The sequence below is a fragment of the Nocardioides sp. NPDC004968 genome, assembly GCF_040608935.1.
GTDB lineage: Bacteria > Actinomycetota > Actinomycetes > Propionibacteriales > Nocardioidaceae > Nocardioides.
Genome location: NZ_JBEXJF010000039.1, coordinates 13,561 through 36,899 on the forward strand (window position 1 = coordinate 13,561; position 23,339 = coordinate 36,899).

Annotated in this window: 22 protein-coding genes; 13 read left to right on the forward strand and 9 right to left on the reverse strand. The window is 70.0% G+C overall.

What is annotated here, in order from left to right:
• Position 1 precedes the first annotated feature (1 nt).
• Together fabI and ABZU72_RS24325 are read left to right on the forward strand one after the other, a co-directional pair.
• On the forward strand, positions 2–775 hold the full coding sequence (gene fabI / locus ABZU72_RS24320; RefSeq protein ID WP_355021357.1) for an enoyl-ACP reductase FabI: 774 nt from the start codon (positions 2–4) through the stop codon (positions 773–775).
• Positions 776–792: 17 nt separating this feature from the next.
• A complete protein-coding gene (locus ABZU72_RS24325) occupies positions 793–1,299 on the forward strand; it encodes a histidine phosphatase family protein (protein WP_355021358.1) in 507 nt (168 codons plus the stop codon).
• Between the two features lie 19 nt (positions 1,300–1,318).
• On the opposite strand, the gene serB is transcribed toward ABZU72_RS24325, so the two are convergent.
• Positions 1,319–2,563 carry a phosphoserine phosphatase SerB gene (gene serB, locus ABZU72_RS24330; protein WP_355021359.1) on the reverse strand — a complete coding sequence of 415 codons (1,245 nt, stop codon included), beginning with the start codon at positions 2,561–2,563 and terminating at the stop codon, positions 1,319–1,321.
• A gap of 34 nt (positions 2,564–2,597) precedes the next feature.
• Positions 2,598–3,368, reverse strand: coding sequence for a hypothetical protein (locus ABZU72_RS24335; RefSeq protein ID WP_355021360.1), 771 nt, complete (start codon positions 3,366–3,368; stop codon positions 2,598–2,600).
• A 53-nt stretch (positions 3,369–3,421) separates the two neighbouring features.
• On the opposite strand from ABZU72_RS24335, the gene ABZU72_RS24340 reads away from it, so the two are divergent.
• Positions 3,422–4,219 carry an ABC transporter ATP-binding protein gene (locus ABZU72_RS24340; RefSeq protein WP_355021361.1) on the forward strand — a complete coding sequence of 266 codons (798 nt, stop codon included), beginning with the start codon at positions 3,422–3,424 and terminating at the stop codon, positions 4,217–4,219.
• Positions 4,220–4,252: 33 nt separating this feature from the next.
• Here the strand turns inward: ABZU72_RS24340 and ABZU72_RS24345 are convergent, their stop codons facing one another.
• From ABZU72_RS24345 to ABZU72_RS24355, 3 genes are read right to left on the reverse strand one after another with little or no spacing between them, the layout of a single operon-like run.
• Positions 4,253–4,693, reverse strand: coding sequence for an SMI1/KNR4 family protein (locus ABZU72_RS24345; protein ID WP_355021362.1), 441 nt, complete (start codon positions 4,691–4,693; stop codon positions 4,253–4,255).
• A complete protein-coding gene (locus tag ABZU72_RS24350) occupies positions 4,693–5,277 on the reverse strand; it encodes an HNH endonuclease (RefSeq protein ID WP_355021363.1) in 585 nt (194 codons plus the stop codon). Before ABZU72_RS24350 ends, ABZU72_RS24345 begins: the two co-directional genes overlap by 1 nt.
• A 9-nt stretch (positions 5,278–5,286) precedes the next feature.
• On the reverse strand, positions 5,287–6,000 hold the full coding sequence (locus tag ABZU72_RS24355; RefSeq protein ID WP_355021364.1) for a hypothetical protein: 714 nt from the start codon (positions 5,998–6,000) through the stop codon (positions 5,287–5,289).
• 167 nt (positions 6,001–6,167) lie between these two features.
• Here ABZU72_RS24355 and ABZU72_RS24360 point away from each other — a divergent pair, with 167 nt between their 5' ends.
• From ABZU72_RS24360 to ABZU72_RS24375, 4 genes are read left to right on the forward strand one after another with little or no spacing between them, the layout of a single operon-like run.
• On the forward strand, positions 6,168–6,629 hold the full coding sequence (locus ABZU72_RS24360; protein ID WP_355021365.1) for an NfeD family protein: 462 nt from the start codon (positions 6,168–6,170) through the stop codon (positions 6,627–6,629).
• A 47-nt stretch (positions 6,630–6,676) separates the two neighbouring features.
• Positions 6,677–7,756 carry an SPFH domain-containing protein gene (locus ABZU72_RS24365; protein WP_355021366.1) on the forward strand — a complete coding sequence of 360 codons (1,080 nt, stop codon included), beginning with the start codon at positions 6,677–6,679 and terminating at the stop codon, positions 7,754–7,756.
• Complete coding sequence (locus ABZU72_RS24370; RefSeq protein ID WP_355021367.1) at positions 7,757–8,518, forward strand: sulfite exporter TauE/SafE family protein; 762 nt, start codon at positions 7,757–7,759, stop codon at positions 8,516–8,518.
• Between the two features lie 29 nt (positions 8,519–8,547).
• Positions 8,548–9,216, forward strand: a complete 669-nt coding sequence (locus ABZU72_RS24375) for a nitroreductase family protein (protein WP_355021368.1) — start codon at positions 8,548–8,550, stop codon at positions 9,214–9,216.
• A 43-nt stretch (positions 9,217–9,259) separates the two neighbouring features.
• On the opposite strand, the gene ABZU72_RS24380 is transcribed toward ABZU72_RS24375, so the two are convergent.
• Entirely contained in the window at positions 9,260–11,074 is a 1,815-nt protein-coding gene (locus tag ABZU72_RS24380; protein WP_355021369.1) for a BCCT family transporter, read from the reverse strand.
• Between the two features lie 216 nt (positions 11,075–11,290).
• Between ABZU72_RS24380 and ABZU72_RS24385 the strand changes: the two genes are divergently transcribed.
• From ABZU72_RS24385 to ABZU72_RS24395, 3 genes are read left to right on the forward strand one after another with little or no spacing between them, the layout of a single operon-like run.
• The gene (locus tag ABZU72_RS24385) at positions 11,291–12,691 is read left to right on the forward strand and encodes an ethanolamine ammonia-lyase subunit EutB (RefSeq protein ID WP_355021370.1); all 1,401 of its coding nucleotides are present in this window, start codon (positions 11,291–11,293) and stop codon (positions 12,689–12,691) included.
• Positions 12,688–13,446 (forward strand): ethanolamine ammonia-lyase subunit EutC, encoded by a 759-nt coding sequence (gene eutC / locus ABZU72_RS24390; RefSeq protein ID WP_355021371.1) that lies wholly within the window; start codon positions 12,688–12,690, stop codon positions 13,444–13,446. Before ABZU72_RS24385 ends, eutC begins: the two co-directional genes overlap by 4 nt.
• Before the next feature lie 40 nt (positions 13,447–13,486).
• The gene (locus ABZU72_RS24395; RefSeq protein WP_355021372.1) at positions 13,487–15,016 is read left to right on the forward strand and encodes an amino acid permease; all 1,530 of its coding nucleotides are present in this window, start codon (positions 13,487–13,489) and stop codon (positions 15,014–15,016) included.
• A gap of 6 nt (positions 15,017–15,022) precedes the next feature.
• Here the strand turns inward: ABZU72_RS24395 and ABZU72_RS24400 are convergent, their stop codons facing one another.
• The 3 genes from ABZU72_RS24400 to ABZU72_RS24410 are packed head-to-tail and all read right to left on the reverse strand — an operon-like array spanning position 15,023 to position 18,743.
• Entirely contained in the window at positions 15,023–15,964 is a 942-nt protein-coding gene (locus ABZU72_RS24400) for an alpha/beta hydrolase (RefSeq protein WP_355021373.1), read from the reverse strand.
• Positions 15,965–15,976: 12 nt separating this feature from the next.
• Positions 15,977–17,392, reverse strand: a complete 1,416-nt coding sequence (locus ABZU72_RS24405) for a hypothetical protein (protein ID WP_355021374.1) — start codon at positions 17,390–17,392, stop codon at positions 15,977–15,979.
• Position 17,393: 1 nt separating this feature from the next.
• Entirely contained in the window at positions 17,394–18,743 is a 1,350-nt protein-coding gene (locus ABZU72_RS24410) for a hypothetical protein (RefSeq protein WP_355021375.1), read from the reverse strand.
• Between the two features lie 326 nt (positions 18,744–19,069).
• Here ABZU72_RS24410 and ABZU72_RS24415 point away from each other — a divergent pair, with 326 nt between their 5' ends.
• The 3 genes from ABZU72_RS24415 to ABZU72_RS24425 are packed head-to-tail and all read left to right on the forward strand — an operon-like array spanning position 19,070 to position 23,248.
• A complete protein-coding gene (locus tag ABZU72_RS24415; protein WP_355021376.1) occupies positions 19,070–20,455 on the forward strand; it encodes a condensation domain-containing protein in 1,386 nt (461 codons plus the stop codon).
• On the forward strand, positions 20,452–21,894 hold the full coding sequence (locus ABZU72_RS24420) for a condensation domain-containing protein (RefSeq protein ID WP_355021377.1): 1,443 nt from the start codon (positions 20,452–20,454) through the stop codon (positions 21,892–21,894). The genes ABZU72_RS24415 and ABZU72_RS24420 overlap by 4 nt, the downstream gene beginning before the upstream one ends.
• The gene (locus tag ABZU72_RS24425) at positions 21,875–23,248 is read left to right on the forward strand and encodes a condensation domain-containing protein (RefSeq protein WP_355021378.1); all 1,374 of its coding nucleotides are present in this window, start codon (positions 21,875–21,877) and stop codon (positions 23,246–23,248) included. The genes ABZU72_RS24420 and ABZU72_RS24425 overlap by 20 nt, the downstream gene beginning before the upstream one ends.
• The last annotated feature ends 91 nt before the right edge of the window (positions 23,249–23,339 follow it).

Here is a 23,339-nt window from a genome sequence, read left to right on the forward strand (position 1 = left end):
CATGGGTTTGTTGGACGGCAAGACTGTTCTCGTCGCAGGGGTCACGATGGACTCCTCGATCGGCTTCGCGGTCGCCAAGGTGGCCCAGGAGCAGGGCGCCCGCGTCCTGATCTCCAACTTCGGCCGCGCACTGTCGATCACCAAGCGGATCGCGAAGCGGCTCCCCGAGGAGCCCCCGGTCCTCGACCTCGACGTGACCAACCAGGAGCACCTCGACGGCCTCGCCGACGCGCTCCGGGCCGAGGGCGTCGAGCGGCTCGACGGGGTCGTCCACTCGATCGCGTACGGCAACCCGCAGACGCTCCTCGGCGGCAAGTTCCTCGACGGTCCCTGGGAAGACGTCTCCCAGGCGGTCCAGGTCAGCGCCTACTCGCTGAAGTCCCTCGCGATGGCGACCCGGCCGCTCCTGTCTCCGGGCTCGTCGATCGTGGGGCTGACCTTCGACGCGACGATCGCCTGGCCGGCGTACGACTGGATGGGTGTCGCCAAGGCCGCGCTCGAGTCGACCTCGCGATACCTCGCCCGCGACCTCGGTCCCGACGGGATCCGCTGCAACCTCGTCTCCGCGGGTCCGCTCAAGACCCTCGCCGCCAAGGCGATCCCGGGCTTCGAGGAGCTCGACGAGGGCTGGGGCAGCCGGGCGCCGCTGGGCTGGGACAACACCGACCAGGCCCCGACCGCGAAGGCCGTCTGCGCGCTGATCTCGGACTTCTTCCCGGCGACCACCGGCGAGATCATCCACGTCGACGGGGGCTATCACTCGCTGGGTGCGTGAGGCCATAGGGTTGCCGCATGCGGACCCTCGTCATCATGCGGCACGCCAAGGCGGAGTCGTCGGCACCCACCGACTACGAGCGCCAGCTGACCGAGCGCGGCCATGCCGACGCGGTCGCAGCGGGGGCGTGGTTGGCCGAGCAGGGCGTGGTCCCGGACTACGTGCTGGTCTCGGCGGCCGACCGCGCCACCCAGACCTGGGAGGACGTCGCGGTCGGGGCGTCGTGGGACCTGACGCTGGCGGAGTACGACCAGGGTCTGTACGCCGCTGGCACCTCCACCGCCCTCGACCTCGTCCGCGGGGTCGATGAAGGCATCTCGACGGTCGTGGTGATCGGTCACAACCCGACCGTGTTCTCGCTCGTGCAGCTCCTCGACGACGGCGAGGGCGACGACGAGGCCGGCAACGAGCTCGCCCTCGGCTTCCCGACCGCCGCCGTCGCCGTACTCACCTACGACGGTGACTGGTCCGAGCTGGACGAGGCCGGGGCCTCCGTCACCGCCTTCCACGTCGCGCGCGCCTGAGGGCCGAGTCGACGGGCTCTCAGATGAGGGGCGGGGCGGGGGTGACGATGCCGGCTTCGGCGTCGGCGGCCTCGATCTCCTCGCGGGAGATGCCGAGGAGATACATGATCGTGTCGAGGTAGGGGACGTTGATGGCGGTCCCGGCGGCCGAACGTACTGCGGGCTTGGCGTTGTAGGCGATGCCGAGGCCGGCGGCGGCGAGCATGTCGAGGTCGTTGGCGCCGTCACCGATGGCGACGGTGGCGGCCTCGGGAATGCCGATCTCGGCGGCGAACTCTCGAAGCGCGCGGGCCTTGCCGGCCCGGTCGACGACCTCGCCGACGACCTCGCCGGTGAGTACGCCGTCGACGATCTCGAGCTCGTTGGCGCGGGCGTAGTGGATGCCGAGGTCGGCGGCCAACCGGTCGGTGATCTGTGAGAACCCGCCCGAGACGATGGCGAAGCGGTAGCCGAGGCGGCGCAGGGTGCGGACCATCGTCCGCGCTCCCGGGTTGAGCTGCAGGCCGGCGTACACCTCGTCCAACGCGGTCGCGGGAACACCCTTGAGGTACTTCACCCGCCCCCGGAGCGAGTCCTCGAAGTCGAGCTCGCCGCGCATGGCCGCCTCGGTGACGGAGGCGACCTCCTTCTCGTAGCCCGCGTGGGCGGCGATCATCTCGATCACCTCGCCGTCGATCAGCGTCGAGTCGACGTCCATGACGATCAGGCGCATGCCGCGGCGGACGAGGTTGGCGGGCTGGACCGCGATGTCGACGCCCTGGGCGGCGGCCTCGGCCGCCAGGGTGACGCGCAGCTCGTCGGGAGAGGCGCCGGAGACGTGCAGGTCGAAGGCGGTGACCGGGTAGCGTGCCAGCCGGATGATCCGGTCGATGTTGCCGCCGGCAGAGGCGATCGTCCGCGTCACCGACGCGAGCGCGGCCGCCTTCAGCGGGAGTCCCAGCACCGTCACCCGGGCGCGGTCGGACGGCTCCCGCGGGGTGTCGCCGACGCCCTCCTCGATCTCGACGGTCATGTCGAGAGCGTGGGCGGTCTCCTCGATCGCGTGCTTGAGCGCGTCGGTGCTCGCCGCGTCGGCCGGCGCGGTCACCAGGAGCCCGAGCACGAGCCGCGCCCGCAGCACGATCTGCTCCAGGTCGACCACGTCGACCCCTGCCAACGCGAGCGTCGCCAGGGTGGCCGAGGTCAGCCCGGGACGGTCGTTTCCGGCGAGGGTGATCAGCAGAGTGTCGGGACGGCGCTCGAGCGCGTCGAATTCCTCGGTCATCGCTGCAAAGGATAGTGGAGCCGGTGCCCGCGTCTTAGTTCGGCGGCCACACCTCGGGCGATCCCGCTGCGGTGAGCGCCCTCCGCGCGGCGCGGTCGAGGCCGACCAGGGCCTCTCGCCGCCGCAGCATCTCCGCGGCGGACACGGCGCCGCCCTCGTCCTCGAGCGCCACCGCGACGATCTCCCGGGCCTGTACGCCACGAGCGGCGAGCTCCACGCACCGCGGCGGCACCCCGGGAGCACCGGCCAGCGAGGGCCGGTGGCGGAGGTTCATCAGCCGGTCGGCGACCTCGGGCCGCCACCGGGCGACGTCGAGCTCGGCGAGCGCGGTCGCGGACTCGGTCAGTGCGAGCCGGAGGGCCCGGTCGGCCTCGCCGACGTCGGGGAGCTGACGGCGCTCGGCCGGGTACGCCTGCCACTCGACGACCGCGCCGACCCGGACCGGCACGAGCCCGATCCCGGCGTCGCTCACCACCGCCTCGCCGGCCTCCATCGCGGCCGCGTTGAAGGCCCGGGGTCCGCCCAGCCCGACCGGGTCGCCCTCGGCAGGGAAAGCGGCCCCGACACAGGTCGCCCCCTCCGTACGCAGCCGTCCCATCCCGCTGACGAAGGTGTCCGCGACCCCCTCGGTGCCACCGAGCCCGAGCATGGCCAGCCCGCTGACGGTGTGGGTCGCGTCGGGCCCGATCACCGCATCGAGCACCAGGTCGGTGACCGCCTCACCGCGCAGCCACGCCGTCACCCACCAGGCCACGCGCAGGGCCTCGGGGGTGGCCTCAACCGACTGGGGTTCGTCGACACTCACAGCGGCCTACCCTAACCCCGAGCCGGCCGACCCCTGCCGATAGATTTGCCGCCATGGCAGCCGTGCTGGAGTTCAACGACGTCACCGTACGCCGCGGGGGCAATGCCCTTCTCGACTCTGTGAGCTGGGTGGTCGAGGAGGATGAACGCTGGGTCATCCTCGGCCACAACGGCGCAGGCAAGACCACGCTGCTCCAGGCCGCCGCGGCCCAGCTCCACCCGACGTCGGGCGTCGTGAAGATCCTCGGCGAGCAGATCGGCCGGATCGACGTCTTCGAGCTGCGTCCGCGCATCGGCCTCACCTCCGCCGCGCTGGCCGACCGGATCCCGCGCCACGAGCTCGTCCGCGATGTCGTGGTGAGCGCCTCGTACGGCGTGGTGGGGCGCTGGCGTGAGCACTACGACGACCTCGACCACGACCGCGCCCAGGCGCTGCTGATCGAGGTCGGCATCAAGCACCTCGGTGAGCGAATGTTCGGCACCCTGTCCGAGGGCGAGCGCAAGCGCGTCCAGCTGGCCCGGGCGCTGATGGTCGACCCCGAGATGCTGCTCCTGGACGAGCCCGCCGCCGGGCTCGACCTGGGCGGCCGCGAGGACCTCGTCTCGACGCTTTCGACGCTCGCCTACGACCCCGACAGCCCAGCGACCGTGCTCGTCTCCCACCACGTCGAGGAGATCCCGCCCGGCTTCAGCCATGTCCTGATGATGCGCTCCGGCCGGATCACGGCCCAGGGGCTCATCGACGACACGCTGACCTCGGCCAACCTCTCCAAGACCTTCGGCATGCCGCTCGAGCTCGAGGCGAGCGATGGCCGTTACTGGGCCAAACGCCGCGCGCGCCACACCCGCTGAGTCGGCGTACGCGAAGGGCTGGCAGGCCGCCGACTACTGCTCGAGCGGCTCGATCGAGGACAGGAAGTCGTCCCACGAGTCGGCCAGCCGTTCCCGCGAAACCGGGCTGATCGCACCTGTTGCGTCGACGTCGGTCTCGCTGCTCTGATGCCAGACCGAGCCGCGGTCGACCCCTGCTACGGCCAACAGGAACAGACCGCCGCCGGCGTCGCTGCCGACCGGGATGAAACCCGCCGGAAGCACGTCGCTCTCCTTGTCGAGGAGATGCCACAGACTCGACCACCTGGGGACCTCGCCGATCCCAAGGATGATCTCGATGCCGTGGTTGTTGTAGCCCTCCAGCGCGCCACCGTCCTGCGTGCCCAGGTAGGCGCGGTACGGCTCGGGGAGCCGGGCACCCAGCCGCTGCTCGAGCTCCTCCAACCTGCTGGCCGGAGCGGCCGGGAACGTTTCCTCATAGGTCAGTGACGTCACTAGGAGCGTCCTTTCGCGATGGCGACGCCGCCGGCGTGCCGAACAGCGTCATGGATCTCTCTGGGTACGAGGAGCAACGTAGTGCCGTCCTGGTGATGGTGCCAGGTGAGCTCGTTCTCCCGCCGGTGGCGCGCGGTGACCCCGGCCGCGCGATCGGCAGTGGAGAAGTCGGTCGTGTGGTTTCCGTCGAAGTGCGGAGTGATCTTCGTCGTCTTCTCCGCGTAGGGCGAGAAGTCGGGATAGCCGTCGTCGGTGAAGCGGACTCCGTTCGGGTACTTCCTCTTCAGTTCCGCGGTCCAGCGGTCACCGTCATAGACCTTTCCGGCGTGGTGCCAGTTCGAGGGCAGCTTCCCGCTGGGCAGCCGCTGGACGCCTTCGGGGATCACGCGTCCACGGGAGTCCACCGATCGTTGGGGGACGGTGTTCGCGAGATCGTCGTCCTGGTCACGTCGCTGGTTCGCGTTGTCGCGGAGGTTGTCGGCCTCTTTGCGCTTGCGCTCGGCCAGCCTCACCATGACATCACGCAGCGTGCGTACCGCGGTCTCGCGGACGTCTTCGACGACGTCGTTCAGCTTGTCGGACACTTGAGCTCCTCAGGAGGCGAACAGCGGAAGCGCTGAGAGGCGGGCGGCGAAGGTGTAGCCGATCTCGAGCTGGTCTTGGCCACAGTCGTCGATGGCCTCGGCGATCTGGTCCATGAGGTCGAAGCTGAGCTCGATGCCGGCGACCTCGTCACCGCTGGTCACCAGCGGTGCTTCCATGGCCATGGTCGCGAAGTCGGTGATCGTGCCGGTGAGTGGTTCGATCACCATCGATGTGACCTGGCCGATCAGCTCGTCCATCGCGATGTCGGTGGCGATGTCGATTGCCTTCTTCCGCGCGGCGATGATCGCCGCGTTGGCCACCAGGCTGGCGCCAGCGGTGACCACCGCGGTGGCCGCGGCGGCGGCGATCTGCGCCGCTGTGATGGTCAGCTCGGCTATGACCTTGGCCTTCAGCGCAACGACTGCATCCGCCATGATGTCGATGCCGGACGCGACCTCGGGCAGCGCATCCAGCAACTGGTCGAGATTCGAGGTGCGGTTGTCGGCGTACGCCTGGATCAGTGCGTTGACCGACTTCGACTTGGCTCCCTCCTGAAGCTCGATCATCCGAGATTCGAGCCGATCCAGCGTGTCTCGCACATCAGCCTCGAGCTCCCGAACCAGATGTGCGGCGTCGCGGACCGCATCCTCATCGACGTTCGGCCACTCGTAGCCGAGCAGATCGAGGACATAGTCCAGCTCGGCCGGGATCGTCATCCCCATGCATGCACCTTCCCGAAAGATTCGCCCGGATCGAAGCCCAGGAACTCGGCTCCTGGGGGATGCGGAACGCTACCGGTAGTCGTCGGAACGACGCGACTGATTTCCGGTGCGCACGCCGGTGCGAAAACATCCCCACGTGACGAACACTGTGCCGCTAGGGTGGCGCCATGGACTGGCAGGACTGGGACTGGGCGATCTGGACGGCACTCGGAGCGCTGCTCGTCGTCGGAGAGCTCTTCAGCCTCGACCTGATCCTGCTGATGCTCGCCACCGGCGCCTTCGCGGGCGCGTTGACCGGCGCGTTCACCGACAGCTTCGTGATCCAGGCGATCGTCGCGCTGGTGGTCTCGGTCTCCATGCTCGCGGTCGTACGCCCGGGGCTGGCCAGGCGGCTCCACAACGGCCCGGAGATCCAGATCGGCGCGCAGAAGCTGATCGGCGTCCAGGCCATCTCGCCCGTCGAGATCAGCGCCCACAAGCCTGGGCAGCTCAAGCTCGACGGCGAGCTCTGGACCGCTCAGCCGTATGACGAGACGCTCGTGATCGCGGCCGGCACGCCGGTCGAGGTGCTCGAGATCAGAGGAGCGACGGCGTACGTCCATCCTCTTCCGGAGCTCGGGACTCCGTAGTTTCCGGGCAACCTGACGCACAACGAATAGACAAGGACTGATTGGCAATGGGTGGCATCATCCTGGCCCTTCTGGTCATCTTGGCGGTGCTGGTGATCACCACGCTGGCCAAGACGATCAAGATCATCCCGCAGGCGCGGGTCGGCATCGTGGAGCGCTTCGGCAAGTTCCAGTCGAAGCGTGACCCCGGCCTGAACGCCGTGATCCCGTTCGTCGACAAGGTGCGCTACATGATCGACATGCGCGAGCAGGTCGTAGCGTTCGCACCGCAGCCGGTGATCACGGAGGACAACCTGACCGTCTCGATCGACACGGTCATCTACTTCCAGGTCAACGACCCGGTGGCGGCGACGTACGAGATCGCCAACTACATCCAGGCCGTCGAGCAGCTCACCATGACCACCCTGCGCAACATCGTCGGTGGCATGACCCTGGAGGAGACGCTGACCAGCCGCGAGCAGATCAACTCCGGTCTCTCGATCGTCCTGGACGAGGCCACCGGCCGCTGGGGCATCAAGGTCAAGCGCGTCGAGATCAAGTCGATCGACCCGCCCATGTCCATCAAGGACGCGATGGAGAAGCAGATGCGCGCCGACCGCGACAAGCGCGCCGCGATCCTCACCGCCGAGGGTCAGCGCCAGTCCGCGATCCTCTCCGCCGAGGGAAACAAGCAGTCCGCCATCCTCAACGCCGAGGGTCAGCGCGAGTCGCAGATCCTCGCGGCGCAGGCCGACCGTGAGGCCGCGATCCTGCGCGCCCAGGGTGAGGGCCAGGCCATCCAGACCGTCTTCCAGGCGATCCACGACGGTCGTCCCGACCAGTCGCTGCTGGCCTACCAGTACCTCCAGATGATGCCGAAGATCGCCGAGGGCGATGCCAACAAGGTGTGGATCGTCCCGAGCGAGATCGGCAAGGCTCTCGAGGGCCTCGGCTCGACGATGAACAGCCTCCAGGGCATCCCGGACGAGGTCGAGGGCCCCGTAAAGCGCGTCGACATGGGTTCGGCCGAGCCGACGGTCGACCTCGAGCAGTCCTCCGCGGCCGCGGCCGTCCAGGAGGCGCTCGCCGAGGCCAAGCAGGCCGAGGCCCCCAACCGGCCGAAGCCTCCTGCCGAGCCGACCGCCTAGGTGGATCCACTTCAGTCCGCCCTCATCCTGATCGCCGGGGTGGGGGCGGGCACCATCAATGCTGCCGTCGGTTCGGGGACGCTGATCACGTTCCCGACGCTGCTGGCCTTCGGCGTACCTCCGGTCGTCGCCAACGTGTCCAACACGATCGGCCTGGTGCCGGGCTCGCTGGCCGGTGCCTGGGGCTATCGTCGCGAGCTCTCCGGGCAGCGCGGACGGATCCTGCGGCTCGGGGTCGCGGCCCTCATCGGTGGCGCGGTCGGCGGGATCCTGCTGCTGGTGCTTCCGCCGGGTGCCTTCGAGGCGATCGTCCCGGTGCTGATCGGGCTCGGTGTGGTCCTGGTGATCACCGGCCCGCGCATCTCCCGCTGGGTCGCCAAACGGCACGGCGACCTGCCCGACGATGGTAGCGAGCGCTGGTGGGTCTGGCCGGCGATCGCGATGCTCGGCGTCTACGGCGGTTACTTCGGTGCCGCTCAGGGCGTGCTGATGATCGCGATCATCGGCATCGGGGTCGCCGAGACGCTGCAGCGTCTCAACGGGCTCAAGAACGTCCTGGTCGCCATCACCAACGGCATCTCCGGGCTCATCTTCGCCCTCGTTGCCGACGTCGACTGGAAGATCGCCGCCCTGATCGCCGTCGGCGCGACGATCGGTGGTCTGCTGGGTGCCAGGATCGGCCGCCGGCTGCCGCCCAACGTGCTCCGTGGTGTGATCGTCGTGGTCGGTATCACCGCGCTGGTCGCCTTCCTGGTGGGCTGAGCCTGGGCTGAGTCTGCTGGGATGGAGCCATGGAGCTCTACGAGGCGATGCGGACCACCCATGCCGTACGCGACTTCACCGACGACCCGCTGCCCGACGAGATCCTCGCCAGGATCCTCGACAACGCCCGGTTCGCGCCCTCCGGCGGCAACCGGCAGGGCGGCCACGTCGTGGTCGTACGCAGCCAGGAGACCCGCGAGCGTCTGGTCGAGCTGACCGCGACGGGCGCCCGCAGGTACATGGCGCAGCAGAAGGCGGGGGAGATGCCGTGGAACACGGTGCACCCGACAGCAGTGACCGACGAGCAGATCGCCGCGACCCGGGTCCCGCACGCGATGACCGAGCCACTGCGTACGGCTCCGGCGGTGCTCGTCTTCCTCGTCGACCTCGGCGCGGTCGCCTCCATCGACTCCCAGCTGGACCGGGTGGGAGTCATCTCCGGCGCCTCGGTCTATCCGCTGGTGTGGAACACGCTCCTCGCGGCCCGCAACGAGGGCTTCGGTGGGGTGATCACCACGATGGTGGTCGCCGAGGAGCCAGCGGTGCTCGAGCTGCTCGGCGCCCCTGAGGGCTACGCCGTCGCCGCGGTCGTCCCACTGGGCAAGCCGGTCAAGCAGCTCACCAGGCTGCGCAGGCAGCCGGTCGAGGAGTTCGTCACCCTGGAGACCTACGCCGGGACCCCGCTGACAGACGACTGATGGCGGGGTCCCGGAGGACCCCGCCATCAGCTGCCGTGTCTTATCAGGCCTTGTCGGCAGGAACCGCGGTGGCGGTGCCGTCGGCCGAGGCCGGCTCGCCGCCGTTGCTGTGGTCGTCCTCGACGACCGCGAGCGCGAAGTCGTCACCATGCTCGGTGACGCCGGTGATGACGGCCTGCTCGACCGCCTCCGCGGCGTACTGACCACGCACGATCAGCGGGTCATGGGCCAGGTCGCGCTGCAGCGAGACCGCCAGCCCGACCATGATCACCACGAACGGAAGTGCCGCCACGATCGTGATCGTCTGCAGACCTGACAACGCATCCGCACCACCGGCGATCAGACCCAGGATGGCCACGACACCTGTCGCGACACCCCAGAAGACCACCGTCGGCCGGCTCGGCTCCTCGGCGCCACGCTCGGAGAGGGTGCCCATCACGATCGAGGCCGCGTCGGCGCCGGAGACGAAGAAGATCGCCACCAGGACCATGACCAGGATGCTCATCACGGTGGCCAGCGGGAACTGGTCGAGCGTGGTGAACAGCTGCGACTCGACCCCGCCGAGACCGGCGATGTCGACGGTGCCGTCACGCTGCAGGTCGATGGCGGTGCCGCCCATGATGCAGAACCAGATCACGCTGACGGCGCTCGGGACGAGGAGCACGCCGGCGACGAACTGCCGGATGGTGCGCCCACGCGAGATCCGCGCGATGAACATGCCGACGAACGGCGTCCAGGAGATCCACCAGGCCCAGTAGAAGACGGTCCAGGAACCGAGCCACGCGGAGGTCTCCTCGCCGCCGACACCGGTGCGGGCCGACATCTGGGCGAGGTCGCCGATGTAGGTGCCGAGCGAGGTCGGGATCAGGTCGAGGATGAAGACCGTCGGGCCGACCACGAAGAGGAACAGTGCCAGGAGCAGGGCCAGCACCATGTTGATGTTGGAGAGCCACTGGATGCCCTTGGCCACACCCGAGACGGCGGAGATCACGAAGCAGACCGTCAGGACCGCGATGATCCCGATGAGGACGTTGTTGCCGACCTCGCCGAGCCCGGCCACGATCTGCAGGCCGCTCTCGATCTGGATCGCGCCCGTGCCGAGCGAGGTGGCGGAGCCGAACAGGGTCGCGAAGATCGCGAAGATGTCGATCGCCTTGCCTGCCGGACCCTCGACTGTCTTCTTGCCGAGCAGCGGCGTGAAGGCCGAGGAGATCAGGCTGACGCGGCCCTTGCGGTAGGCGCCGTAGCCGATCGCCAGACCCACGACCGCGTAGATCGCCCACGGGTGCAGCGTCCAGTGGAACATCGTGGTCGCCATCGCGTGCTGGATGGCCTCGGGGTTGCCCGCCTCGCCGGTGCCCGGCGGCGGAGTGACGAAGTGCGAGATGGGCTCGCTGACGCCGTAGAACATCAGACCGATGCCCATTCCGGCGCTGAACATCATCGCGATCCAGGAAGCCGTCTTGAACTCCGGCTTCTCGTCGTCACGGCCCAAGGGGATGTTGCCGTACTTACTGACGGCGAGCCAGATGATGTAGATGACGAAGCCGCTGGCGGTCAGGACGAAGACCCAGCCGGCCTTGTCCAGCACCCAGGTGAGGGCGTCGCCGGCGACCTTGCCCATGCCGTCGGTGTTGATGAAGCCCCAGGCCATGAACGCGATGGCGATGGCCGCCGCGATGCCGAAGACCACCCAGTCGATTCCCTTGCGTTGGTCCTGTTCGCTCGAGATCGGCAGGTCCAGCGCGGGGTGCGGGACGACTTCGCCCGTGGGAGACTTGATGAGGCCAGAGGGGTTGTGCCCAGAGGGATTCTGGTTGGCGGATTTCGGACTGTCTGTCTTCTTCTCAGAAGTCACACTGTTGTCCTTCCGGTTGGGTTCGGGACCACAGCACCCTAACGCGCACTGTCTTTGCCTTCCGTTCACCGGGGTGGCGCGGCTGCCGATTGAAAACGAGTTCTGGATTGGTTGTGTCGGCTCGGTTCGGGAGTTGTTCCGTGCCTGTGGCCCGTCATGCCCCCGCGACGCCCGCGCCTCACGCCGTGGAAATATTGCGGCTCTACCGTTGGTCTCATGCGATACCGGCAGAGTCTCCACGGGCACGGCTTCGAGTTCGACGGTCTGGTGGAGGTGCTGGCGCGGGCGACGCCGCTGCGCTCCGGCGACGTCCTGGCCGGATGCGCTGCAGGGTCCGACACCGAGCGGGTCGCGGCGCGGATGGTGCTCGCCGACCTGCCGCTGAGCGTCTTCCTCGAGGAGCAGGTGGTTCCGGCCGAGTCCGACGACGTCACCCGGCTGATCCTGGAGACGCACGACAAGGACGCGTTCGCGCAGGTCAGCGGGCTGACCGTCGGGGCTCTCCGGGAGTGGCTGCTCGACGCCGCCGCGCGGCGGGACACCGCCGCGCTGACCGCCGTCGCGCCGGGGCTGACCCCTGAGATGGTGGCGGCGGTCTCCAAGATCATGCGCAACCAGGACCTCATCGCGGTGGCGGCGGCGACCGAGGTGGTGACCGGCTTCCGCACGACGATGGGCCTGCGGGGGCGCCTGGCGACCCGGCTGCAGCCCAACCATCCCACCGACGATCCGGGCGCCATCGCGGCCTCGATCCTGGACGGCCTGCTCCTGGGGTCCGGGGACGCGCTGATCGGCATCAACCCGGCCTCCGACAACCCGCGTACGGTCGCCGACCTGCTCCGGCTCGTCGATGACGTACGTCTCCGCTACGAGATCCCGACGCAGAGCTGCGTCCTGACCCACGTCACCACCACGATCGACCTGATCGAGGCGGGGCTGCCGGTCGACCTGCCGTTCCAGTCGATCGGCGGCACCCAGGGTGCCAACGAGGGCTTCGGGGTGACCCTGGCGATGCTGGCCGAGGCTGACGAGGCGGCCCGGTCGCTGGAGCGCGGCACCGTGGGGAAGGAGGTCATGTACTTCGAGACCGGCCAGGGTTCGGCGCTCTCCACCGGTGCCCATCTCGGCAGTGGTGGCAGGCCGGTCGACCAGCAGACCCTGGAGGCCAGGGCGTACGGGGTGGCGCGGGCGTTCCGGCCGTTCCTGGTCAACACGGTGGTCGGCTTCATCGGACCCGAGTACCTCTACGACGGCAAGCAGATCATCCGCGCCGGGCTCGAGGACCACTTCTGCGGCAAGGTGCTGGGCGTGCCGATGGGCGTCGACGTCTGCTACACCAACCATGCCGAGGCCGACTCCGACGACATGGACAACCTGCTCACCCTGCTCGGCATCGCCGGGTGCACGTACGTCATGGCCGTCCCCGGCGCCGACGACGTCATGCTCGGCTACCAGTCGACCTCCTTCCACGACGCCCTCTACGTCCGCCAGGTCCTCGGCAAACGCCCTGCTCCCGAGCTCGAGGAGTGGCTGGCCTCGGCGGGTCTGCTCGACCCGGACGGTTCCGTACGCGACATCGACCCGGCCGCCACGGTTCTGAAGGAGCTGGCCCGATGAGCGACTTTTGGGAGCCGCTGCGACGTGCGACGCCGGCGCGGATCGGTCTCGGCCGCGCGGGCAACGCCCTGCCCACTGCCGAGGTCCTCTCCTTCGGAGCAGCCCACGCATCCGCCCGCGACGCGGTCCATCTCCCGCTCGACGTAGACACGCTGGTCGAGGCGCTCGCCGGCCTGGGACTGGGTACGCCGATGGTGGTCGCCTCCGCGGCGCCGGACCGGGCCACCTACCTGACCCGGCCGGACCTCGGCCGGGTGCCCGGCAACGACCTGGAGCTCGGACCGATCGGGGCCGAGATCGCGGTCGTCGTCGCCGACGGCCTCTCCGCCGAGGCGGTGGCGAAGCACGCGGTTCCGCTCCTGGAGCACCTGGTCCCGCTCCTCGACGGCGCCACGACCCTCGCCGCGCCGGTGGTCGCGACCCAGGCCCGGGTGGCGCTGGGCGACCACATCGGCCGGGCGCTGGGCGCGCGGCTGGTCCTGGTGCTGATCGGGGAGCGGCCGGGGCTCTCGTCCAGCGACTCGCTGGGCGCCTACCTCACCTGGGACCCACGGCCGGGCGTGCTCGACTCCGCCCGCAACTGCGTCTCCAACATCCGCCCACCGCACGGTCTGGACCATGCGACCGCCGCGCGCACCATCGCCAGCCTGGTCGCCGGCGCCCGGGCGCTCGGCGCGACCGGGGTGGTGCTCAAGGATGGATCTTTCACAGCGCCGTTACCTGGCGCGACCACGACCGCCACGGACCGTTTCTAGCCTCAGGCACATCCACCCCCACGAATTCCGGAGGCGTGCCATGCCTGAGGCACCTGAAACCGTCGAGCCGGCCCAGCTCGACGACGAAGCACATCTCGCCCGGCTCGGCTACAAGCAGGAGCTGGCCCGCACCTGGTCGGGGTTCTCGAACTTCGCCATCTCGTTCTCGATCATCTCGATCCTGGCCGGTTGCTTCACCACGTTCGGCCAGGCCTGGAACAACGGCGGACCGGTGGCCATCTCGTGGGGCTGGCCGATCATCTCCGCGTTCATCCTGATCATCGGCTTCACCATGTCCGAGCTGGTCTCGGCGTACCCGACCTCGGGTGGCATCTACTGGTGGGCGGCCAAGCTCGGCGGCCCAGCCGCCGGCTTCTTCACCGGGTGGCTCAACCTGATCGGGCTGCTCGCAGTGACCGCGAGCGTCGCGTACGGCGCCGCCACCTTCCTCGACCTCACCCTCTCGACCCTGAGCGCGAGCTGGGCCGAGGGCTACACCCTGGGCCGGGTCTACCTGATCTTCCTGGCGATCCTGGTGCTGGCGGCGCTCGCCAACATCTACTCCAGCCATCTGCTGGCCATCATCAACAACATCTCGGTGTGGTGGCACGTCGCCGGGGCCGCGATCGTGGTCCTGGTGCTGGTCATCGTCCCGGACGACCACCAGAGCTTCGCCTATGTCTTCACCGAGCGGATCAACAACTCCGGCTACGCCGACGCGAAGTACTGGTTTCTCGTGCTCCCGCTCGGGTTCCTGCTGACGCAGTACACGATCACCGGGTTCGACGCCTCCGCGCACCTGTCCGAGGAGACCCAGGGTGCCGCCGACGGCGCCGCGAAGGGCATCTGGCGCTCGATCTTCTACTCCGCGGTCGGTGGGTACGTCCTGCTGCTGGCCTTCCTCTTCGCGGTTCAGGACCCCGAGGGCGTCAGCGCGGGCGGTGGCGCGGTCGACGTGATCTTCGGTCAGGCGCTGCCCGACTCCTGGCACTTCGTGGTGCTGCTGATCTCCACCGCCGGGCAGCTCTTCTGCGCCACCGCCTGTCTCACCAGCGCGTCCCGGATGACGTACGCCTTCGCGCGCGACGGCGCGGTGCCCGGCTCCTCGCTGTGGGCGAAGGTCAGCCCGACCAGGAAGGTCCCGGTGAACGCGGTGCTCCTGGTGGCGGTCGTCGGCGCGGTCATCACGCTCCCCGCGCTGTGGGGCGTCGGCGGCATCCCGCTGGCCTTCTATGCGATCACCTCGGTCGCGGTGATCGGCCTCTACCTCGCCTTCGCGATCCCGATCTTCCTGCGCTGGCGGGCCGGGGACTCCTTCGAGACCGGGCAGTGGACCCTCGGCCGGCACTACAAGTGGCTCAACCTGGTCGCCGTCGCCGAGATCGCGATCATCTCGGTCTACTTCATCCTGCCGTTCGTGCCGTCCGGATGGATCACCAGCGACGACTTCTCCTGGGCGTCGGTCAACTACGCGCCGATCCTCACGGTCGGCTCCCTGGTCGTCCTCGGCCTGTGGTGGAGGCTCTCGGCGCGGAGGTGGTTCAAGGGCCCGAAGACGACCCTCGACTGACCCGGCTCAGACGCCGTACGCCGCCAGCCACCGCTCGATCTCGGCGTAGGCCTGCTTGCGGACGTCGGGGCGCGACAGGATCACGTCGTGCTTCGCCCCGGGGACCGCGATGTAGGTGACGTGGCTGCCGATGGCGGTCGACCAGCGGCGGATCTGGCGTACGTCGAGCACGATGTCGGTGGAGTGGACGAGCTCGCCCATCGCCCTCGGCCTGCTGGAGCGGTCGGAGGAGAGCACCAGCACGGGCGCCTTCACATCCAGGCCGCGATGGAGCCGGGCGTGGCCGTCGCGGATCGCCTTGAGCCAGCCGAGCCGGATCGGGTTGGAGCCGACCGGCTTGAGACCGAGGTCGAACTCCCACTCGCCGTCGTGGTCGACGTGGAGCGACATGGTGTAGAAGCCGTTCACGTCGCGGCCGATCTCGCGCATCGGCGCCCGGTGTCCGATCCGGCGCACCACCGGGCTGGCGACCCCGCGCAGCAGGAACGAGCCCTGCAGGTCGAGCCACGGGGAGTTGAGCACCATCCCGGCCAGGGCGTCGGGCTGGCGGTCGTCGGCCCACAGCGAGACCGTGAGGCCGCCGGTGGAGTGGGCGCTGAGCATGATGTGCGAGTGGCCGTCGCGCTCGGTGATCCGCTCCCAGGCGGCGTCGATCTCATCGAAGTACTCGACCAGATCACCGACGTACGTCCCCGACTGGTGCTCCCGCAACGAGCGACCGTACTTGCGCAGGTCGAGGCCGTAGAAGTCGTAGCCGCGCGCGGTCCACCACTCGGCGTACTCCTTCTGGAAGAAGTAGTCGGAGAAGCCGTGGACGTAGAGGACGGCGCCCTTGGCGTCGCCGTCGGCCGGCCGCTTGACCAGCGTGGCCACGACCGTGCCCTCGAAGTCGTCCGCGAGCTCGATGGTCTCCACGGTGTAGGGCTCACCGAGTACGTCGATCGTCATGACCGCATCCTCTCACCAGAAGGTCGGCACCAGGCCCCAGCGTCCGTACACGGTGGTCACGATCTCCTTCAGCCGCTCGGAGTCGGGGACCGCGTCGGGGTCGAGCGCGCGGATGCCGAAGGTGCAGGTATCGCCCACCTCGCACCACCACGACGTCACCCCGCCCCGCATCCGGCGCAGCTCGCCGCGGGTCGCGCCGAGCGCGAGGGCGCGGAAGACGATCGAGTCGGCGGCCACGCCGAACGGCGCCACGAAGTCGGGGTCGGGCCGGCCCAGGTTGGAGGCGAGACCCAGCGGCGTGACGACCCCCTTGAGCAGCGGCTTGGCGAGCTTGTCCGGGATCATCTGGGCCAGCGGCGCGATGTGGGCGATCGGGTCGGGGCGGGTGCCCTTGAAGAGCGCTGAGAACTCCCTCTTCGACCGCTCCCGGATGTGAGCCAGGTCGGTGACCCGGCCGACGCCGTCGCGCACCTCTGTCTCGACCGCGATCGAGATGCCCGAGGTGGCGTTGGAGCGCAGGTCACCCTGGCCGCGCATCGAGACGGGCAGCGACATCTTGACCGGCTCGCCGGGGCGTACGATCCCGGCCTCGAGGAGCACCTCGACCGAGATCGCGACCTGCAGCGCGTTGGAGGTGCCACCGGCCCGCTCCGCGGCCGCGTTCCACTCCTCGACGGGGCAGTCGGCAGAGGCGTTGGCGACCTCGTGGACGACGTCGTCGTCGGCCTGCGGGCCGGGCAGCGGCCGCTTCTCGGAGGACTGGGCCTCCAGCTCGGGGACCTTCCCGGCCTTCCGGGCTTCCCGGAGGCCGCGAACGGCGGCGCGTGCCATCGTGCGCGCGTCGCGCCGGTCGTCCTTGCGGGTCACCTCGCGCTCCGCTTCGGAGGCGGGGAGGCGCGGCAGGTGCTGGCGGCGTACGGCCGCGATCACGGCGCCGAGCTTCATCCCGCCGTCGCAGACGATGTGGGAGGCGTTGTAGGCCACGACCGTGCCGCCGTCGGTGGTGTAGGCCATGAAGTACGCCCACAGCGGGCCCTTCACCGGGTCGAACGGTACCTCGTCGGCGGTGCTGTCGAGCCAGCCCACCACCTGGTCGGGCTTGATCCGGTCGGGATGCAGGCGGACCGGCTCGGCGGTCGTCGCCGGCACCCAGCGGGAGCGCGCGCCGATGACCTTCGGGCGTACGACGAGGCGGTTGAGCGGGCCCTTGGCCAGCTCGTCGACCAGGTCCTGGACCGCCTCGACCGGGATCTCGGTGGGGAACCTCCAGGCGGTCTGGGCCACGACCGGGACACCGATCACGGTCGCGGAGCGGAGGAAGACCTCGTCGTCGTACGTGAGTCGGTTGGTGGGATCGGGAGCGAACGGTGCCGGGCGGGCGCCGAGGCTCGCGGGCGGCAGCGCGGGCGGCATCTCGGGCTGGGGCACGTCACCACACCTCGGCGGTCAGACCCCACGAGCCGAGCTCCTCGACGACCAATCTCTTCAGGAAGTCCAGGTCGGGCACGCGGTCGGGCTCGGCGGCGACGAGGTTGAGCGTCGTACGTGGCCCCGACTGGATCAACCAGGAGATGATCCCGCCGCCGACGTCGTAGGCATCCTGCGCGGTCGCGTTCTGGTAGCCGGCGAGCCCGGCCACGAGGCGTACGTCCGCACCCATCGCGTAGCGGTAGTCGTCGGGGAGCTGCGGCAGGTTGGAGGCCATGCATGCCGCGGCCGGCGGCTGGGGGAGCTTGTCGAGCACGGCGTCGGGCAGCATCTGCATCATCGCCAGCGGCACCGGGACCAGCCCCGGGCCGGCCTGTCCGAGGCGGATGTAGGCCGCCTTGGAGAGCTTCTTGATCGCGGCGAGGTCGCGCTTGTCGAGCACGTCGCGCGGCACCTCGACCATGGCCACGCGCGTCGAGTTGGAGCGTACGTCCCCGGGCTGGAAGTCGCTCATCGGCAGCGAGACCGGGACGTCGCCCCGGTCGACCGGCACGTGGTCGATGCGGACGAGCAGGTCGGCGACCACGTTGATGAACCAGGCGTTGGTCGAGCCACCGTGCTCGGCGGCGATCTTCGTCATCGTCTCGGTGTCGAACTCGGCGATCATCCGCGGCATCCGCCAGGCCTCGGGCGTCGGGTTCGGGGTGGCTTCCGGGTAGACGCGGGGCGCCTTGGTGGCCAGGGCGGCGGTGCCGTCCCTCTTCGCCTGGCGACGGGCCTTGGTCCAGTCGCGTACGGCACGCCACTGGGCGCGACTGTCGGCGGCCTCGGCGCGGAGGCGATCCCAGCCCTTGGCGGGAGCGGGTGGCAACCGCAGTGGCTCGCCGCGAGAGGCCCGGGACACGGCGTCGAGGACGGAGCCACCGTCGCCGACCGCGTGGGCGAGCAGCATCGAGACGACCGAGGTGCCGTCGTCGAGGTTGATGGCCGTGAGCCGGTAGGTCAGGCCCTCATGCGGGTCGAGGTGGTCGCTGTGACGCTCCTGGAGCCAGTCGGTGATCTCGGCGACGGGGAGGATCTCCTCGTAGAGCTCGATCGACTCCCGGTCGGCGTTGGTCCACAGGTCGCGAGCCCCCGGGAACTTCGCCCGGTGCAGCCTCCGCGACAGCCCGCCCTCGGCCAGTCCGGCCGCGATGTAGCGCAGCCGGTCTGCGTCGTAGGGGCTGTTGAGCCGCCAGATCCACTGGTTGGCGATCGGACTTCCGAGGCCGCGATGGCGGCGGGCGAAGAGGTCGTCGGCGAACTGCAGACGGCCGGAGTTGTCGATCGGTGCACGGGTGGCAACGGGCATGGGGGAGTCCTCGAGATTGGCGGGCGGCCGGGCAGAGGCCCGGCGAGATCACACAGCGATAGCGCGCGCGGAGGGAGGAGTCAATCGGAGTTGATACGTCATGTAAACCCCCGGGGGCAATAAAGAAGTGTGGCGATTCCCACGTCCGGGGGCGGTCGAATTCGGGTGCGGACCTGTGTGCACAATAGGCCGCGACGTGGGACGACATCGCTGTCGTCCCAGGCTGGTCGCCTTCTCGGGCTACGGCGTTCTTGAGGTTCGTTCGGGTCCCCGAGATGGCGTTTTGCCGCAATGAGCCCCCACCTCAGAGAGGAACTCCACCTCCGATGGAGTACACCGAGCTGTCCGCGTACGACGTACCCCCGGGTGAGGTGACCGCGTGGATCCCCACCGCGGAGCCGAGCGCCTGGGTCGACGACGACCGCAGACTGTCCCACAACCACGAGCTGCACCTCGACACCGCCGAGGCTGGCTCCTGGATCGGCTCGATCATGCGGTTGCACGGGCAGCTCGACACAGAGGCGCTCGGCCTCGCGCTCCGCGCCTGGATCGGACGTCACGAGGCGCTGCGCGGGACCGTCGAGGAGAGGCCTGCCGGCCGGCGGCGCCGTGCGGTCGCCGCCGCTGACGTATCGATGACGACCACCGTTCTCGGCCGGTTCGACGGCGAGGACGCCCGGGGCTGCGTCTCGGACTTCCTCGCCGATCACATCGACCCGTCGGCCTGGCCCTACGTCGTCTTCGCGACAGTGGCCGACGCCGACGGCTTCACATTGGTCTTCGGCGCCGACCACGGCGTCATGGACGCCTACTCCCAGCTGCTCTGGTTCGAGGAGATCGCCTCGCTCTACGAGCGGGCACTGGCCGGCGAGCCGTTCGCGGAGCTGTCCGCGGCCACCACCGGAAGCCACGTCGACCATGCCGCCGAGGAGCGGGTCACCGGCGAGGCGATGTCGCTGGAGAGCGAGTCGGTGCGGGTCTGGCGCGACTGGCTGACCGGTCCCGACGGGAGACTTCGGTTCGCCGACTTCCCGGTGACGGGCATCACCGACGTACCCGCATCGGCGTCGCCGCTGACGCAGGCCAGCCTCTCGCAGTGGTTCGGCGACCCCCGTCAGGCCCGGGCCCTGGGCGAGCTGTGCAAGGGTGCCGGCGTCTCCTTCCAGGCCGGGATGATGGGCGCGATGGCGTATGTCCTGCGGGCCCAGCACGGCGTGCAGCGGATGCGTTTCGTGGCGCCGATGCACACCCGCTACACCGCCGAGCACGCCGCCGCGGTCGGCTGGTACGTCGGCCTCGTCCCGATCACCCTCGACATCACCGGCGCGACCACGCTGCCCGAGGTCGCCGGCCGCGTCCAGGCCGCGCTCGCCGCGGCGAAGCCGCTGGTCCCGCAGCCGTTCGCGCGGGTCGCCGACCTGCTCGGCGTCGACGACGCCCCGCACTTCGTCGTCACCTTCGTCGACACCCGCTTCATCTCCGGCGCCGAGCGCTGGAACGAGTGGGACGCCCGTACGCTGCGGGCCCCCGTCCGCGCTGACGACGAGGTCTACCTGTGGCTCGTGCGTGACCGGGACGGTCTCAACGTCTCGACGCGCTACCCCGAGACCGTCGCCGCCGAACGGGTCGTGCGCGACCTGATCGGCGGGATGAGCGGGCTCCTGGAGGAGATCGCGCAGCCCGAGACGGCCGAGCTGGAGGGCACGGCATGAGGATCGGGGCGCTCTCGGAGCTTTCACCGGCACCCGGCCGGGTGGTCGTACTGCGCCCGACCCGTGAGTGCCAGGCGGCGGCGGATGCCGCTCCGGTCTCTCCCGGAGCGCCCTCGTTCCTGCAGGCCGACCACCTGAACGCCTACCGCGCCAAGGTCGCCTCCGGCGGCGTGCACCGTGCCTGGACCGGGACCTGCGGCGAGTTCGACGTGGCCTTCGACGAGGCGGCCTACATCGAGGCGCTGACCACGTTCGTCGGTCGTCACGAGGGGCTGCGCACGTGGTTCGACCTCTCCGGCGCCAGGCCGGAGCGACACCTCGTGCCCGTCGAGGCGATCGCGTTCGAGGCAGTCGAGGTCGAGGCGCCGGCCGACTGGTCCGGTGGCTGGCAGGACCTGCTCGTCAGCCTGTGGGACGAGCAGTGCCGCCCCGACTCCTGGACGCCGTTCGTGCTCGGCGCGATCGTGCGCGAGGAGGGTTTCACCTACTTCTGGGGCTGCGACCACGCCTTCACCGACGGCGCCTCGCAGCTGATGGTCCCGGCCGAGCTCGGCGCCGCTTATGCCGCGGCCCTGGGAGCCCCGTCGCCAGAGCTGCCGGGGGCCGACAGCTTCGTGACGTACGCAGCCGCCGAGCAGCAGCTCGCCGCCGAGTGCGACGCGGAGACACCGGCGGTGCGCGAGTGGGTCGACATCGTCTCGCGCCACGGCGGGCGGTTGCCGCGGTTCCCGGTCGACCTCGGGCTGGCCCCGGGGGAGACCGCACCGGTCCGGATCCGGACCTGGACCGCGCTCGAGGGCGAGGCGGTGGATTCGCTCGAGGAACTCTGCCGTGCCGCCGGCGGCCGGTTCACCAGCGGCGTCTTCGCGCTCCTGGCCCACGTCGAGCAGCGCCTGACCGGCAGCTCGGACTACCTGGCGATCACCGTGCTGGGCACCCGGTCGCAGCAGACCGCGACGTCGCACGGCTGGTTCTGCAACTTCGCCCCCGTCTCGATGCCGCTGGGGGAGACCTTCCCCGAGACCGTGCTCGCGGCGGAGAAGGCCTTCGGTACCGCCCGCGAGCTGGCCCGCACCCCGGTCCACGTGCCGCTGGGCGCGATGGTCGCCGGTGGCGTGCTCGCGCCGACCGAGCTGGCCAGCCCGCAGATGGTCTCCTACCTGGACGTACGCAAGTTCCCCGGCGCCGGGACCACCCCCTTCGACACCGGGCTGCACTTCACCGGCGAGGGCCGCACCGCCAATGCCAGCCTGTGGGTCAACCGCTTCGCCGACCGATTCGAGCTGGCCACCCAGAGCCCCGACACCGAGCAGGGCGGACGGGCCGTGGCGACCTGCTTCGAGGCGCTCCACGACGTGCTCGCCGATCTCGGCCTGCCGGTGCGCCCCGTAGATGCCGACCAGATCATCGGGACCGGACATGCTGGTCACGACCGCTGACCTGTGGGAGCCCCGGCCGGGCACGCTGCTCCGCTGGGACCTCTCCGCCCCCGCCCACGGCGCGCCCGCCGAGCTCTCGCTCAACCAGCGCAACCATCTCGCCGGCGCGATGGCCGGAGCGCCGACCGTCTGGCTGGCCGCCGCCTTCGACGTCGACGGACCCATCGAGCCGGTCGCGCTCTCCCGCACCTGGCGCGCCTTCCTCGCCCGCCACGGCAGCCTGCAGCTCGAGGTCGTCGCCGGGTCCGAGGGGCTCCAGGCCCGCCGGCACCACCCCGGCACTCTCACTTGGTCGGTGACCTCCGTCGGCCACACCAGCACCGTCGAGGAGACCCGCGTCGCGCTGCACGCCGCCCTCGACGAGCGGTGCGGGCCGTTCGCCTACCCGGCCTTCCTGCCGGCCGCGATCTCCCGCCCCGATCGCTCCACGATCGTCCTCGGCATGGACCACCTGCACTGCGACGCCCACTCGGTCGCGGTCGCGGTCGAGGAGCTCGCCCACCTCTACGCCACGTTCACCGAGGGCGGCGACGAGCCGTCGCTGCCGCCGGTGAGGTCGTTTCTCGAAGCCGTCGAGCACGGAGCCGACGGCCCCGCCTGGGTCGGCGCCGACGACCCGCTCCTGCGCGGCTGGGGTGAGTTCCTCGGCAGCCGCGGCCACCGGCTGCCGACCTTCCCGCTGCCGCTCGGCCTCGAGCCGGGGGAGAGGGCCGCCCAGGCCACCGCTGTGGCCCCGCTGGCCGACGCAGACCTGGTGGACCGCATCGGCGCCCGCGCCCGCAACAGCGGCGCCTCGACGTACGCCGCCGTGCTCGCGGCCCTCGCCACCGCGATCTCCGACCTAGGTGGCGGTGACCGGCTGGAGACGATGGCGCCGGTCTCCACCCGCGCTGCAGAACCGCTGACCCGATCGATCGGCTGGTACACCACCACAGTCCCGCTCACCGTCCCGGCCTCGCTCACCGATCTGGGTCTGGCCGAGGCCGGCGACTCGGTCCGTCATGGCGTACGCCTCGGGTCGGTGCCGCTCGACCAGGTCCTCGGCTCCCTCACCGAGCCGCTGGTGCAGACCCGCAACGACGTCTTCGTCGTCTCCTGGGTCGACTACCGGCACGTCCCCGGCGGCTCGGCCCACCTCGACCGCGACGCGCAGCACATCTCCGCCTCGACCTTGGCCGACGACGTACAGATCTGGTTCTCCCGCACCCACGCCGGCCTCGCCGTCCGCGTCCGCTACCCCGACACCGTGGTCGCCGCGTCGTCCATCGAGTCCCTCCTCGACCGCCTCCGCCACACCCTCGCCGAGCTCTCCCGTCAGCCCGACGACCTCGCCGTCCTCCGCATGGAGTCCTGAATCAGGTTCGGCTGTTTGACGAGTAGCCGAGATTGTCGGTGCTCTGGCCTATGGTCAGTCGCACGGGCCCGAGCAAGGCGAAACCCCGGCG

Coding starts and splice junctions, on each gene's coding strand:
- ABZU72_RS24415 (WP_355021376.1), top strand. CDS start 19,070: ATGGAGTACACCGAGCTGTCCGCGTACGACGTACCCCCGGGTGAGGTG.
- ABZU72_RS24385 (WP_355021370.1), top strand. CDS start 11,291: ATGCGATACCGGCAGAGTCTCCACGGGCACGGCTTCGAGTTCGACGGT.
- ABZU72_RS24375 (WP_355021368.1), top strand. CDS start 8,548: ATGGAGCTCTACGAGGCGATGCGGACCACCCATGCCGTACGCGACTTC.
- ABZU72_RS24420 (WP_355021377.1), top strand. CDS start 20,452: ATGAGGATCGGGGCGCTCTCGGAGCTTTCACCGGCACCCGGCCGGGTG.
- ABZU72_RS24400 (WP_355021373.1), bottom strand. CDS start 15,964: ATGACGATCGACGTACTCGGTGAGCCCTACACCGTGGAGACCATCGAG.
- ABZU72_RS24340 (WP_355021361.1), top strand. CDS start 3,422: ATGGCAGCCGTGCTGGAGTTCAACGACGTCACCGTACGCCGCGGGGGC.
- ABZU72_RS24395 (WP_355021372.1), top strand. CDS start 13,487: ATGCCTGAGGCACCTGAAACCGTCGAGCCGGCCCAGCTCGACGACGAA.
- ABZU72_RS24410 (WP_355021375.1), bottom strand. CDS start 18,743: ATGCCCGTTGCCACCCGTGCACCGATCGACAACTCCGGCCGTCTGCAG.
- serB (WP_355021359.1), bottom strand. CDS start 2,563: ATGACCGAGGAATTCGACGCGCTCGAGCGCCGTCCCGACACTCTGCTG.
- ABZU72_RS24325 (WP_355021358.1), top strand. CDS start 793: ATGCGGACCCTCGTCATCATGCGGCACGCCAAGGCGGAGTCGTCGGCA.
- eutC (WP_355021371.1), top strand. CDS start 12,688: ATGAGCGACTTTTGGGAGCCGCTGCGACGTGCGACGCCGGCGCGGATC.
- ABZU72_RS24360 (WP_355021365.1), top strand. CDS start 6,168: ATGGACTGGCAGGACTGGGACTGGGCGATCTGGACGGCACTCGGAGCG.
- ABZU72_RS24365 (WP_355021366.1), top strand. CDS start 6,677: ATGGGTGGCATCATCCTGGCCCTTCTGGTCATCTTGGCGGTGCTGGTG.
- ABZU72_RS24425 (WP_355021378.1), top strand. CDS start 21,875: ATGCTGGTCACGACCGCTGACCTGTGGGAGCCCCGGCCGGGCACGCTG.
- fabI (WP_355021357.1), top strand. CDS start 2: ATGGGTTTGTTGGACGGCAAGACTGTTCTCGTCGCAGGGGTCACGATG.
- ABZU72_RS24355 (WP_355021364.1), bottom strand. CDS start 6,000: ATGGGGATGACGATCCCGGCCGAGCTGGACTATGTCCTCGATCTGCTC.